8 protein-coding genes are annotated in these 14,785 nt (G+C 48.4%); 1 reads left to right on the top strand and 7 read right to left on the bottom strand.

Annotated elements, in window-relative coordinates; genetic code table 11:
* Positions 1-148: 148 nt before the first annotated feature.
* The 7 genes from YC6258_RS15265 to YC6258_RS27385 form a co-directional block, all read right to left on the bottom strand.
* Positions 149-709, bottom strand: a complete 561-nt coding sequence (locus YC6258_RS15265; protein WP_144407656.1) for a hypothetical protein — start codon at positions 707-709, stop codon at positions 149-151.
* A gap of 7 nt (positions 710-716) precedes the next feature.
* Positions 717-1,574 carry a HEPN domain-containing protein gene (locus YC6258_RS15260; protein WP_044620077.1) on the bottom strand — a complete coding sequence of 286 codons (858 nt, stop codon included), beginning with the start codon at positions 1,572-1,574 and terminating at the stop codon, positions 717-719.
* A gap of 103 nt (positions 1,575-1,677) precedes the next feature.
* Positions 1,678-4,131, bottom strand: a complete 2,454-nt coding sequence (locus YC6258_RS15255) for a two-component system response regulator (protein WP_044617746.1) — start codon at positions 4,129-4,131, stop codon at positions 1,678-1,680.
* Positions 4,132-4,164: 33 nt separating this feature from the next.
* Complete coding sequence (locus YC6258_RS15250) at positions 4,165-7,650, bottom strand: ATP-binding protein (protein ID WP_044617745.1); 3,486 nt, start codon at positions 7,648-7,650, stop codon at positions 4,165-4,167.
* On the bottom strand, positions 7,647-8,588 hold the full coding sequence (locus YC6258_RS15245; protein ID WP_044617744.1) for a diguanylate cyclase: 942 nt from the start codon (positions 8,586-8,588) through the stop codon (positions 7,647-7,649). The genes YC6258_RS15250 and YC6258_RS15245 overlap by 4 nt, the downstream gene beginning before the upstream one ends.
* Before the next feature lie 119 nt (positions 8,589-8,707).
* Positions 8,708-12,565: a CHASE domain-containing protein gene (locus tag YC6258_RS15240; RefSeq protein WP_052830313.1), complete on the bottom strand. Its 3,858-nt coding sequence runs from the start codon at positions 12,563-12,565 to the stop codon at positions 8,708-8,710.
* A 332-nt stretch (positions 12,566-12,897) separates the two neighbouring features.
* The gene (locus YC6258_RS27385; protein WP_052830312.1) at positions 12,898-13,764 is read right to left on the bottom strand and encodes an alpha/beta fold hydrolase; all 867 of its coding nucleotides are present in this window, start codon (positions 13,762-13,764) and stop codon (positions 12,898-12,900) included.
* Between the two features lie 216 nt (positions 13,765-13,980).
* On the opposite strand from YC6258_RS27385, the gene lexA reads away from it, so the two are divergent.
* Complete coding sequence (gene lexA / locus YC6258_RS15230; RefSeq protein WP_044617743.1) at positions 13,981-14,586, top strand: transcriptional repressor LexA; 606 nt, start codon at positions 13,981-13,983, stop codon at positions 14,584-14,586.
* Positions 14,587-14,785: the final 199 nt, after the last annotated feature.

The raw sequence follows: 14,785 nt of genomic DNA, 5'->3' as shown, positions 1-14,785 counted from the left end.
AAGAAAGGCTCTGTTCCGGTTGATGAACCTTTCAAATTTTCTTGATCATCCTGGCAATCAAATCAGTCGCCTTGAGCGCGTTGGTTGCCAGCTCCTCATACGCTGACGCGCCCTGCCTTGTTTACGCTTGCACCAACCCCTAACCCGGTTATTGATACTGTGAGATAAATTCGTTGTATGCGTCGATATTTTTCTCATAGCCCTCTTTAGAACGGGCACTTAGCACGAAGATAATGTAGTACTTGTTGCCATCATGATCGTAATCTTCAGCATAGGATACTTGCTCCCAATTACCCTCCCCTTCTGGCAAAAACGCATAACTGAAGAATGTTTGTTTGCCTTTTGAGGTGAATTCGCCGGTTTTGCTCACATCAACTTTGTATGGAACAGCATCGATAAACTGTTGTTGAGAAGTCGCGATGAATGCTTCAAGTGTTTGCGCTTCGGTCGATGCATCCTGGTACTCCGCATTGGCATACATGACAGCTTCAGCATTTGCGAATGTGTACTGGTCGGGCACTTGTGCATTGAATCGATAGCGGTAGCTGGACTCGACATCCTGGTGCCAGCCTCTAATCTCAGGAAGTTTGGGCCACCAGAGGAAGCATATTTGACCGCTCTCTTCGCAGACCTGTGCTTCTTTATGAATGTCTGCCATCACCATTGGGGGAACAAACAGCATAAGTACAAGCGGTAATATCGATCTCATAATGATCTCAAGCGTTGAACTGATCAATTTTGTCCTGGCAGTATTTTTCAGCCAGGGTCTGTAAATGGGCGACCCGTTCTGCCAGCCAGTTCAGTTGTTCGATACTGATGCGATAGTCGGGGTTGTAACGGGAATCGATATAAGCCTGACATAAGAGTTCGAAACAGGCGCATTCGTGGGGTGTGGTTTGCGGAAATACTGATAGCAGTTCGGGTTGCAAACTGCCGGTCAGGGTGCGTAGTTTTTCGAGGTCGTGACTTTTGGGTTTGTAATGGGTGAATACCAGGAGGATCATGGAATAGAGGCGTTCTGCAACTTGATGTAACGAAAAAGCAGCTTCGTTGAGCATTTCGCTTTCAATTGCAAACTGGTAAATCCTCATCTTCTCTTCTGTTAAGTTAAGCCAATGATCAAAATACCCCTGAGCCTCTATTTTCCGTTCTGCACGGGAGAGTTCTTTGGGTGCCACCAGTTCGAACTTGCCGCTGTCGTGCAGCAGAATACCTTCGTGGTAGATGTCGGCGAAAAAGTATTGACCTTTGCTCAGCCGGGCATTCACAAAATGAATGTCTTCGGCAATCACACTGACCGGGGTTCGCACTTCCCGGCGCAGGCGGTTGTTCAGGGAATCCTTGAACTCTACCTTGCGGGCCAGAACTCTGTTTTTGGTGATCAGCAGAAAATCCATATCGCTTTGATAGCGATAATGCACGCCGTCGTCTTCAAGGTGATCCACCCAATCACCACGGGCATAGCTGCCGAACAGGATGAGCAGTTCCGGTTTTACGGTCTCGACAATAATGGCCACGGCCCGATGCAGTTGCCGTTGTTTGTCGCTGGGGAGATGTTCAAGGGTCGTTTTCATGCCGGCATCGTAGCAAGTTCGTGGCGGCGAGCCAATATGGCAGCATGCGCCAATGCCGGTCTCGTGCTGCCCATTCACTGCCTGAGGGCTTGGCAGCCACTGATCATCTCGTCAATAGTTCGGTCATTTGCGATTCGCTGATCGGTTTGCTGAACAGATACCCCTGCCCGACTTCACATCCCATATCCAGTAACAGGCGTTGCTGCTGTTCATACTCGATCCCCTCGCCGATCAGTTTCAGATCCAGTGAGTTGGCGAGGTGGATGATGGTTTTGACGATGTTTTCGCTCTGTTTGTCGTTGAGCATGTCCTTGACGAATGACTGGTCGATCTTGAGTACGTTGATCGGAAAGGCTTTCAGATATGAGAGGCTGGAATAGCCGGTGCCAAAGTCGTCGATAGCAATGGAGAGGCCAAGTTCAGAGAGTTGTTCGAGAGTGCCTCTGGTTTTGTCAAAGTCGTGCATCAGGGCGCTCTCGGTGAGTTCCAGCTCCAACAGCCTGCTGGGCAGCTGGGCACCTTCGAGTGCGGTGGCTACTTCGTCCCAGAAGTTGACATTGGCAAACTGCTTGGCGGCGACGTTGACGGAGACCCGGATGCCATGGTTCATATCTGCCCATTTTTTAGCCGCCAGGCAGCTTTTGTTCAGTACCTGCAAACCCAGCTGGTTAATCAGCCCGGTTTCTTCGGCCAGCGGAATAAACTGCAATGGCGAAATCAGCTGACCATGCTTATCGCGCATACGCACCAGCGCCTCGGCGCCCACGATCTGCCGGGTACGGAGGTTGTATTGAGGCTGAAAATGCACTTCCAGACGGTCGTGCTCCAGGGTTTCCCGCAGTTGCAGTTCCAGTTCATGCCGCTTCAGCAGATCGGTTTCGAGATCGTGGGAAAAGAAACAGTAACCATTACGGCCATGTTGCTTGGCCCGATACATGGCAACGTCGGCATGTCGCATCATGCCGCTTTCTGAGCGTGCATCGGTTGGGTTAACGCTGATGCCAATGCTGACGGTTAAGGTATATTCACGCTGATTCACGACAAACGGCTGCTGCATGCAATGAATAATCTCGTTGGCAATGGTATCGATGATGCCGGGCGATTCGAGATCCGGCACCACCAGGACAAACTCATCACCCCCGGTACGGGCCAGCGTGGCTCCGGCGTCGGTAACGGCCTGCAAACGCCTGGCCACCTGCTTGATCAGTACGTCACCATAATGATGGCCCAGGGAATCATTCAGGTATTTGAAATGATCGATATCAATCAGAAACAGCGCCACCATGGTGGCATGGGATTCTGCAATCTGACAGGCCTGTACGATCCGGTCATGCAGTAAAATCCGATTGGGCAGATCGGTCAGCTGATCATGGTTTGCCAGATAACTCATCTTCACTGCCATGGCAACCGTTTCACTAACATCGTGAAACACGATAATGCCGCCAATCACCTCACTTTTTTCATTGAAAATGGGTGCTGCCGAATCCTCCACCCGGTACACCACCCCATCAATACTGGTCAACTGGCTGTTCAGTGCCATGGCAACAATGCGTTTTTCCTGAATCGCCAATATCAACGGATTTATGCTGTTCTGCTGGGTATAGGCATTTTTAAGATTCATGACTTCGGTGATATCACGACCAATCGCTTTGCGGGACATCCAGCCGGTCATGCGCTCGGCGATGGGGTTCATGAACGTGATCACGGCATTGACATCAGTGGCGATGACAGCATCACCAATGGAGTTAAGGGTGACTTTGAGGTGTTCTTTTTCCAGAAACAAACTGCGTTTGGTGCGATTGATTTCGGTGACATCCACCAGTGTTAACAGAAATCCCGCCAATTGGTTATCTTTATGTTTGGTCGACAGATAAACCTGAATGTCTTCTATGTCGTTGTTGATGTCAGGCAGGTGAACAGTGAACACGACGGCATCGTTGGATTCGTGGGTCAGTTCGTGCAGAATCCTGCGCAGCAGAGGCCGTGGTAACACTCTGGCGGCGTCCTGCCCGACCATGGTATCGGCGTCCATACCAAACCATTGGCCGTTAAAGTCGTTGCAGAACAGGTTTTCCCAGTCATTCGACCAAAAGGAGATAAACACCGGCAAATGGGACACCAGATCATTGAGTTCTTCTTTCGCCTCTTTCAACGCTCTGGCGTGTTGTTGCAGCATGATCTGATTTTTCACCCGCAATTGACACAACTGCATATCCACCGGCTTGCTGATAAAGTCTATACCGCCCTGTGACAGCGAGTGGTACTCGAATTCTGATTCACTATGAGAGGTAATGAAAATTACGGCCGAATCCTGAGTGAGCGGGTTTTTCTTGAGTCTCCGGCATACCTCAAAGCCATCGATAACCGGCATTTCGATATCCAGCAGTACGACTGCGGGCTGATAGCGTTCGGCCAGCTCCTCGACTTCACTGCTGTATATAGTGGTTATGATGTTACCAAACCCCTTTAGCGCTTCTTCCAGAATCAACAGGTTGGCGGGCTCGTCATCAACCAGCAGCAGGTTGACACGGTTTTCTCTGGATGCTGAAAACAACATTTCAGTACTCCTTTATATTATTTTCAAACGTGATCACGATATCTCTTTGATGGAACTCATATAAGCTTCCAATTCTGCCATCAGCTCCTCATAGTCGTGTTGCACCTGACCAAACAGTTCGTCGATCTGCTCCTGTTGGTTGGCTCTGGCAGCGTCCTCCAGCATGGAAACGTTACGGTGCAACCGGACAGCTCCGACATCGCCCGCGAGACCTTTGATTTTATGACTGTACTCGCGGACTTCGGTCATATTGTTCTGCTGTACCACGGCATGCAGTTGATCCATGTTTTTGGGGATGGTTTCGATAAACATACGGGTGATTTTGTTGACCAGATTGTGATTATTCAGCATGCGCTTCAGCGCTGATGCGTGGTCCCATACCGGCAGCTGTGGTTCGGCAGTCGGTTGAACTTCGGTTATCTCTTCTTGTGCGACGACCTGCTCCTGTGGATTTTTCGTTTGACCGATCGTCTTATTCAGTCTTTCTCCAACCGGCAGCCATTTTTGCAGTTTTTTCAGTACAACCTCGTAGACAATCGGTTTGGTCATGTAATCTTCCATACCGGCAGCAATACATTTAGCCTGCTCACCAGACATGGCGTTTGCGGTCATAGCGATGATGGGAATGCGCATAAACTTCTGCCCGGCCTCTCCACGCCTGATTTCCCGAGTACACTGGTAACCATCCATGTACGGCATTTGGCAGTCCATCAGAATGCAATGCAACGGCTCGTTGTTTTCAGTAAGCTGCAGAAGCTTTTCAATAGCTGCCTTACCATTACGGGCAGTCAGAAGAGTCAATCCGAGTCCATTCAAGAGTCCACAGGCTACTTCCAGATTGATCTCATTGTCATCCACAATCAGCACGACTCTTCCATCCAGTTTCACGTTTGTGGGTGATTCAGCAGCGACAACCGTGTCCTGTTTCTGTCGATGTCCGAGCACGGCCACGCTGAAACCAGTCGGGGTAATCGGCTTGTTCAAAATATGCCAGGGCGAGGCTATATCAAGTTCTGCCAGTTCACAGAGAGCCACCAGTCGGGAAATACCCAGAGACTCAATAAAGCGGCGATAACGGTCATCCTCTGCGACCAGCGACCATTCTGAAATTAATATCGCGGGGATATCTTTTTCTTCGACCTGCTGGCCTTCCAACAACTGATTGAGTGTATCGTCAGGCATCAGCTGAGCACCACAAACCGATAACATGCGGCTTAGTAGCTTACGGAGTTCCACATTGGGCACCATCAAAGCAACCGTTTGGTCCTGCAGCTCCGGTTCGATGGTCTCAACAGTGGTATCTTCCTGATTCAACAGAATATGGAAGTAGAAGTGACTGCCTTTTCCCTCTTCTGATTCAAAATTGATGTCCCCGCCCATTAGCCGACACAGTTGTTTCGAAATCGATAGCCCCAGCCCTGTTCCACCATATTTACCGGAAATGGAGCTGTCTGCCTGAGAGAAGTTCTGAAACAGTTGGCCATGGCTGGACTTGGCAATGCCGATGCCGGTATCGCGAACGGAAAAGTCAATTCGAACCCGCCGGTCATCGGTCACGGTACTGGATACGGAGAGCCTGATATTGCCCTGATGGGTAAATTTAAGCGCATTTCCCAGCACATTATTCAGAATCTGTTTGATGCGGTTGGCATCGGAAACGATATGGCGGTGCTTCAAATCGGTGATATCGACAATAAACTCTATATTTTTCTCATAGGCCCGAATAGCTGTAGAACCCACAATCGATTCTATGGTCAGAATCAAATCAAAACCTTTGTTTTCAAACTCCAGTTTGCCGGCTTCAATTTTTGAGATATCGAGAATGTCATTGATCAGCAGAGACAGAGCCACTGAACTGGCTTCGGCCATCTCGACATATTTCTGTTGGTTGGCAGACAGTTTTTCGCGTTTAACCAGACTGATGGCACCCAAAATACCATTTAACGGCGTGCGCATTTCATGACTGACATTGGAAACAAACACACTTTTGAAATCACTGGCCTGCAAAGCCTGTTGGTGTGCCTGCTTCAGCTCTTCGGTACGATGGGATACTTCCTGTTCCAGAGTGGCATTTGCTTGCAGAATGTCCCGCTCCGCGTTTTTCTGCTGGGAAATATCCCGTAAAAACAGTGCTACTCCAAACACGGTGTCATTTTCATTTTTGATGGGCACCACTGTGAGAGAGACATCCATTATATCTCCTGAACGTCCCCGACACCGGGTATCAATTGGCCCGATGACTTGTTTGTGAGAGGCATCCGCGATCAGTTTGCGCAGGTTCATCGCCTCATCTTCGAAGGATAAAAAACGGTTGATTAATCCGCCCCTCATATTTTTGCTGACCAATCCCAACAACCTGCTGGCAGCCATGTTAAAACTGGTCACCACACCGGAGAGATCCAGACCAATGATTGCATCCGCAGAGCCATTAACAATCGCTTCATATTCCGCTCTCAGATATGAGCCGCGCAGGCTGGCACTGTAGCTGCGCCAAAAGATCAGAACCCCCATAATCATGACGATGAAGAGTACTGTCAGAAATCCAAAATTCACCAGGCGTTTATTCCAGACCAGATGCTGTATATAGTTCTCTGGCAAAATGACAAGCTGCCGTAAGGTGCTGTCTTTATCGGCGGAAAGTCGAATTTCACGAAGATAGACCGGCCGGCGACTTCCTGTGGTGATGTCTAACACGACACCACTATCACTATGACCGTTCAATTCCAGACTGTATTCCTGACCGAAACGGTATTGCGGATTAAGGTCGCGACTGAATCGATGATCTTTGAGCGGATGCAGAATGAAGTAACCTTCATTATCCAGCAGCATCAGCTCTGTCTCGTCCGTCACCAGTGCCTGCACCTGTTGCAACAGATTACTGACATTCATATTCAGAACAATAAATGCGTAACGGCTGCCGTCTTCAGAAAACATTGGCAAAATCATACGAATCGTGGGTTGGTAGGGAAATTCGACTTTGCCGAACTCTTTGTTCAGGTCGATACGACTGACATACAACTCATATTGGGAAAGTTCGCTGGCACGGCGGTAATAGTCAGTATCTGCCTTGGATTGTAGCTGGGCACTCCGGCGACTTTCGATTTTTCCTGACAAGCGGTCAACCCGCACCATTTCCCGCCCTTCAGGTTCGAACCTGATTACTCGCAGCTGATCGATTTCCGGATTATTTTGCAACATCGAAACAAAGATCATTTCCAGACGTTGCTTCCATTGTTCCAATCGGGTTCCATCCAAAGGATCAACACCACGATTGAGTTCCGCCCTCGACAACCCTGAAATGGGAGGCGTACCAAACAGAAACGCCAGGTTTTTTTTCTGCCGCTCAATCGTCTCTTCAATGGTGTAGACAATTTCATCTGAAACCCTGGACATTTTAGCGTCCGCTTCATGATTGGCCTGAACTTTCAGTTGAGAGTCATATAACACGGTAAGCAGCAGCAGTACTACAGGCACCACTAACAACAACCATAGCTTCCAGTTGTTCTTACGGTAACTCATGCTGACTCCTGTCCCGCCACACAGATACGGTTACGGCCGGAACGTTTGGCCTGATAAAGCGCTGCATCCACCGTCTGAAGAATGGCCTGGGTATCATCCGAATCACTTTGATGGAGGGTAAAGACTCCAATGCTGACGGTCACATGACCAAAGTTTGAGTCTTCATGAATTATGTTCAGTACCCTGATGGCCCGTTTCAACTCATCAGCCAGATGCTTCGCACCTTGCTCATCGGTGTCAGGCAGAATGCAAAGGAACTCTTCTCCTCCGTAGCGGACAAACATGTCCGTCGGGCGTTTCAGCGTATCGATGGATGTCGCCGAGATTTGTTTGAGGCAATCATCACCAATCAAATGACCGTAACGGTCGTTGAATTTCTTAAAGTAGTCGATATCGAACATGATCAGGGAAAATGGGCTACCCGTTCGCCGGGCTTGTTTATAGCAACGTGGCAGGGCAGCATCCAGAAAACGCCGGTTATAGGCACCGGTCAATCCATCCACATAGGTAAAATGCATCAACATGTCGGTTTGCAGTTTGTAAGCCAGATGGGTTTTGACCCGGTTGCGCACCGTTGTGGCGTTCACAGGTTTGGTCACGAAATCTGTGCCACCAGCATTCCAGCATTCGTCCTGGTCATCATCGTTTGTGAGCGATGTGACAAAGATCACCGGAATATCCATTAGTTCGGGATCTGCCTTCAGTTCCCGGCAGATTTCCAGACCGTTCTGATCAGGCATCATGACATCCATCAGAATCAGATCCGGCTTGTTTTTCACACAAGCATCAATAGCTTCAGCACCGCTGTTCACTGCCCGGGTATGACAGATATCTGCCAATATTTCTTCCAATACAAGACAGTTAATGGGCTCATCATCCACGATCAGCACCCAAGCGTCTGAAACTTCTCTACTACGATGTGAAAATGATTTAAGCAAGACTTCAGCACCTGATTAAGGGGTTAGTGACCGTGGTTTTAACGCCGTCATAACCACAAGACACAATTCACCCGATTTGTTCAGTAAAGTTGAAAAATTAAAAATGCGCCACTTCGTTATCAGGTCATATCGTTCTTTCGTTGGCTGAGGACATTCAGAATCCGGTGAACAGCATCGTCTATTTCAAACGGTTTGCCGATGTGATCATTCATGCCGGCATCCAGGCAGGCTTTGATATCGTTTTCAGAAACATTGGCAGTCATGGCAACAATCGGCAGTTCTGCGAATGTCTGTGAGGCGCGTATATGCCTTGTAGTTTCCAGACCATCCATTTCGGGCATCTGCATATCCATAAGTACAATATCGAACTGTTCACCAGACTGAAGAATCTGCAACGCTGACTGGCCGTCGTTGGCACAGACAATCCGAGCTGATTCGCCGGATAATAATTGTTCGGCCACAAAGCGATTCATTTCATTGTCCTCCACCACCAGAATGGAGAGCCCCTGAAGCCTTTGACCTTTTTTCTGGTCAACGACATCGGCTGACTCAGGCTCTCCGGTATGGCCTGCGTCAGATGCGTCGAGCAACAAGTCACGTAGAGTATTGGTGCTCACTGGTTTAAAGAGCAGTTCGTCAAAAACGTTATTGGCTTTGTGTTCGGTCAGGTAAGTTAATTCATCCTCGCGACTGCTGGTGATCAACAGTATTTTGGTATCAAATGCATTACGCACCGCACGCGCCACTTCCACTCCCGGAATGTCCGGGAGCATCAAATCAATCAACGCCGCTTTAAATTTTATATGTTTGCTTAATGCCTTTTTGATGTATTCAATCGCATCGTATCCGGAGGCGGCTTCCCAAACCTGCATATCCATTTTTTGTACTATCCTGGTCAGAATATGTCTGGAAATCTCGTTGTCATCGACGACGAGAACAGGGTCTGGCTCTACTTTGTTTGAACTGCTCAGCAGTGGCTGTTTTGCCGGTACCAGAACGTCTACCGGCAACTCAAACCAGAATTCACTACCAATACCGAGACGACTTGAGAAATCCAATTTTCCACCCATCAGTTCCACCAGATTACGAGAGATCACCAGTCCGAGTCCGGTTCCACCAAAACGGCGGCTGGTCGAGGTCTCGGCCTGACTGAAACCTTCAAAAATCCGCTGTTTATGTTCCTCGGCAATGCCTATACCGGTATCAGTGATACGAAACTGCAGCCATGCCTGACGGTCATCAGTTGAGACCTGTTTGACGCTGATAGTCACGTTCCCATGAGACGTAAACTTCAGTGCGTTGCTGGCCAGATTGATCAGCACCTGTTTCAGACGTAATCCATCCACCAACACCGATTTGGGAATCTCCGGATCGATGTCGTACATCAGTTCCACACCTTTCTTATGATGACTACCTGACAACACAACAGTTAGCTCGCGAATCATCACATCGAGCTCCAGGGGATATGGATCGATTTCTATTTTTCCGGCTTCAATTTTGGAGTAGTCCAGAATATCGTTGAGTAACTCCAACAGGGTGTCTGCCGCCGTGTGTGCCTTGGTGACGTACTCGGCTTGCCGGGTGGTCAGGTCAGTCTGTTCGATCAGTTGCAGCATTCCCAACACGGCATTCATGGGGGTACGGATTTCATGACTCATATTGGCCAGGAATCTGGATTTGGCAGCACTCGCTGCATCGGCGTTTTCTTTGGCAATCCGTAGGTTTTCTTCTACCAGCGTTTGCGAGGTTACATCAATATTGATGCCTGTCAGACTGAAAACCGCACCATTGTCATCATGCTGCACATGTGCGGCCGATTTTATATATTTGATCCGTTGATCCGAAAACAGCAGTCTGTATGTGATATCAAAGTTACGCGTTCCTTTCAGGGCATCCATCACCAGAGATTCCGTGCGTTCCAGATCATCAGGATGAATCCGTTTGCGCCAATGATCGTAGGTTAGTCCCTGAGCAAGCACTTCTTTTGACTGTTCATGAATTTCGAACATCCTGTCATTCCATTGCAACCGGTCATCAATGACATTCCAACTCCAGATGCCCAGCTGTGCAACGTCGGAGGCCAGTACCAAACGGTCTCTGGTGGCGATCAGTTCTTTGCGATTACGTTGCTGCTCAGAGATGTTCATGGCAACGATCAAATACCCTTCAGGACGGTTATCCTGATCACTAATCGGCGTAACAACAACGGAAACTGGAATATGTTCACCACTGATATCAAGATAACTCCATTCCAGGGTTTCTGACCCCAGTTGTCGGGCAACATGGGTCAGGACTTCAATGTCGGTGAACTGAGCGGAATACTCATATTGCAATTCACTTGCCCGATGATGGATTGCGACGGGATCGTAGAAACGCAAGACATTCATTTTGTTGATGACATCGGTAGCTGCAATCCCCAGTAGTTTTTCGGCGCCATGATTGAATAACCAGATCAGGCCCTCGGGATCAATGGCAATAATGGCGATTTCTGACGCGGCATCCATCACCGATTTCAACAGTCGGTTGAGAGATTCAAGCTCTTCAGTCCGCTCAGCCACTTTGCGCTCCAGACTGAGGTTGATATCCCGTATCATCTCTTCGGCTTCTTTCTGCTGGGAAACATCACGCATCACAATGGAATAGCCCACGGCTTGTTGATCAAACCGGCCAATCAAGGAAACGGTGACAGCAAGGTGTATGCTGTGGTTGTTCTCACCCCCCCATTCGCATTCAAAATAATTCGTGCTGTTTTCCATATCCAGGCTTTCCACAGCGTCCATGAACCGTTGGCGATAACCAATAATTTCCGGCAGCTTTCTCCCCAAGGCGAAATCAGCCTGAATCCCCAACAGCACTTCCGCTCCGTGGTTCCAACTGTTGACAGTCAAGTCCGTGGCCAAGCCCAGAAAGCCATCCGGTGACTCTTCAACGATGGATGCCAGTCGTGCTTTTTCCTGAATTGCAGCCAGCCGGTTAGAACGGCTTTGTGACCAGAACCCGACCAACGCCGCTGCCAGTATGCTAAGCAGCCCGCCTATTAAAATCATTTGCCGCGTGGAGGCCGGATTTAACTGTTCGATAAACAAGGGCTTTACCGCATATGAAGCCTCCCAGATCCGGCCATCGACCAGATGACGCTCTGAAGACAGATACAAAAGCCGCTCGGGGAAGTTCTCACTTTCGTAAAACACTTCCTTTTCATCATCAACCGTTACATCGCTGAGACTCAAATATTCACGACTGCTATCAACGGATATATCCTGCAGGACTTCAGTCATCAGTAAGGGTGCGTAGGACCAGCCAATGCCTTTCTGTATACGCTCCTCGACAGATGCAGGTATTTCCGGAGTCTGATACACCGGCATAAGGACGAGAAATGACTGCAGTGGATCACCGCTTGCCTGAACCAGGGTTATAGGTCCGGTTAATTGAATGGTACCGGTTTTGAGAGCGTTCCAGGCAGCTTCTCTACGGTGATATTCCGAAGCAATATCCAACCCTACTGCCTGAACATTGCGACTGACCGGTTCGATATATTGAATGACATAACGCTCGGAGGCATTCGGAGCCAGTTCCCGGATATTAAAATCCGGCCAGCCATCGCGGCGGGCTTCCGTCAGAAAAGACTCAACCTGCTCTTGAGGTACGCGCCGGATAAAACCAAAACCACGCGCACCAGGAAAGTTTGATTCGTACTTTCTGGATTGGGTGTATTTCAATACTTTTTCCCGACTCAGCGCATCTGCCCCGATGGCCTGGACCAAACCTTTGAAGCCATACAGACCATAGTGATACAACTGTATCCGGTCTAACACTTTTTCAACGGTTTCCTGGCGGCTCGTTTCGACGACGCTGGCAATTCTGGACTGACTGATACGGTTGAGTTCTATTATGGTTATGGCGGTGAGAGCAAGCCCCAAAACCAGGCAAACCCCACTCCATTGCAGCGTTGTGCGAAAGTGTTTATCAAGACGCATGGCCTACTGAATCCCATTGACCAGAAAAAGATCACTAAGAAATATAGGAGACAGATTCGAACTATAAAAGAAATCAGCATGTAATCGTTGTGTGAAAAGGCATGCACCCTGCTCTTATACCGGCGGATGCATGTACAGATGTCGGCCTCTGGCGACAACCATTATGAAATCATGGCAACAAAATCCAAAGACGACTGTCACCAACCTGTGAGAGAAGATTAGAGATGCTTATGCTGAAACGATACAAAGCTAACAGGCAAAACAGAAACCCCAAAAGACCTATATTGTTTTTTGAAAATCAGCTTGCGCCTTTTCCGACCACAATAACCTTCTTAACCAACTTCATGCACCGGATCGGTTATCCTGGAAACCAATAGCGTATCTGAAAACGCTTTCGCTTCAACCACCGAAAAACCCGCGCGATTGATCAGTTTCTGCTGAGGTGGATCATTCATGTCCAGTAAATAAAACAGGTTGGGCATGGGATTTTGTTGCATACTTTTTAATAAAGAGGTTTTTCCATCGAGTGATTTCAGCCCAACAAACCATGACTTTTGCTGCCAGATCTGTTTGATGGCCAGGCGCGACTCATATTCGTTACGACCAGCTGTAATAAACCTTGATTTGCGATTAAACAGCGAGCGCACCAATATCAGCCCCGGAAAATCACGGCGCAAAAGATCGCCTAAACGGGTCACAAAAAAACGATCTTCTGAGTGCTTATCCAGCAAACCATATTCAAGTGCCAGCAGCAGCGAAACAGCCCCCTGCTCTCTGGCTAACCAGGTCTGCCGAGCCGGATTCTGTTCACGAATGAACCGCTGCAAGGCTGGCAAATCGTACCGGGCATAATTACGCCAATGATTCTGACGGCTATCCTGATTGGTTTTGGAAAGACCATGATCACGCATTTCCATGATCCAGACGTCTGCCCCGGCATTGAGCAGTTCGCACAGCATGTCATGTTGCTCATACATCCAGACGGTTCGGTTTTCGTACAAACCGTGTAACAGAATGACAGGCTCCCCACGACTCAGTCCATTACGGCAAAAATCCGGATGACCCAAACGGGTAACCGCAAATTCAACGGTTTTATCCGGGCTATTGTTAGGCTTTAATAAATATACATCTTCAGAATAGCCTTCCCAGAAATCGGCCTTAAATAATGTAACGGGAAAAAGCTGACTGCTACTTTTCATCGTAAATGAAAATCCAAAACACACGGAAAAGCTGATGATTGTCCCAAAAAAAAGACATCAACATAAGACTTGACCCCAACACTAATACTAATTTTGTATGTTTATTCCTACAGTCTCGCGCTATCAGCTTCCTCGCGCAGGACTGCGATAGAAGGTTGCACGCCCCATGGCAGCTGTATATACTTCCAATACTGTAAAAAAATTCAGGAATCCATCATGGTAAAGCTTACCGCCCGCCAACAACAGGTCTTTGATTTCATCAAATCGTATCTGGATGATAACGGCATGCCCCCCACCCGCGCAGAAATAGCCGCCCAACTCGGCTTTCGTTCACCCAATGCTGCAGAGGAACATTTAAAAGCCCTGGCCCGCAAAGGCGCAATCGAAATGATTCCCGGTGCCTCCAGAGGTATCCGTCTGCCGGAAGATCTGGATGCGGGTTTACCTGTCGTAGGTAGTGTTGCAGCCGGCTCTCCCATTCTGGCGGCAGAACACATTGAGAACCGGGTGAATTTTCCAGAAAACTTCTTCTATCCAAAAGCCGATTACTTGTTGCGCGTAAAAGGCGTTAGCATGAAAAACATCGGTATTCTGGAAGATGACCTGATAGCGGTACACAAGACTGATCAGGTTAAAAACGGTGATGTCATCGTGGCGCGCATCAATGATGATGTAACCGTAAAACGGTTTTATAAAAACCGTAATACGGTCACTCTGGTGGCTGAGAATGAAGACTACGATGACATTGTTGTTGACCTGAAATCTGATGACTTTGCGATTGAAGGCTTATATGTGGGTGTGTTGAGAAACACTATCCATTAATCATTTTTCAGAACAGGTTGTTGTTGCGCTGAATATTCATATTCAGCGCTGATTTTTATGGGTTTCAGTATTTTTTTATTATGCGCCGGTGATGATTTTTCGCACCAGCGAATCAGTTTGGGGCAGCCCTGCTCTATCTTCCCCTAATCCGACTGCTCAGATGGTATTGCCAGGCCACGCAGTGGAGATTTTATGGTAC

The organism is Gynuella sunshinyii YC6258 (assembly GCF_000940805.1).
Taxonomy (GTDB): Bacteria; Pseudomonadota; Gammaproteobacteria; order Pseudomonadales; family Natronospirillaceae; genus Gynuella; species Gynuella sunshinyii.
This window is presented reverse-complemented; position numbering and strand designations above follow the sequence as displayed.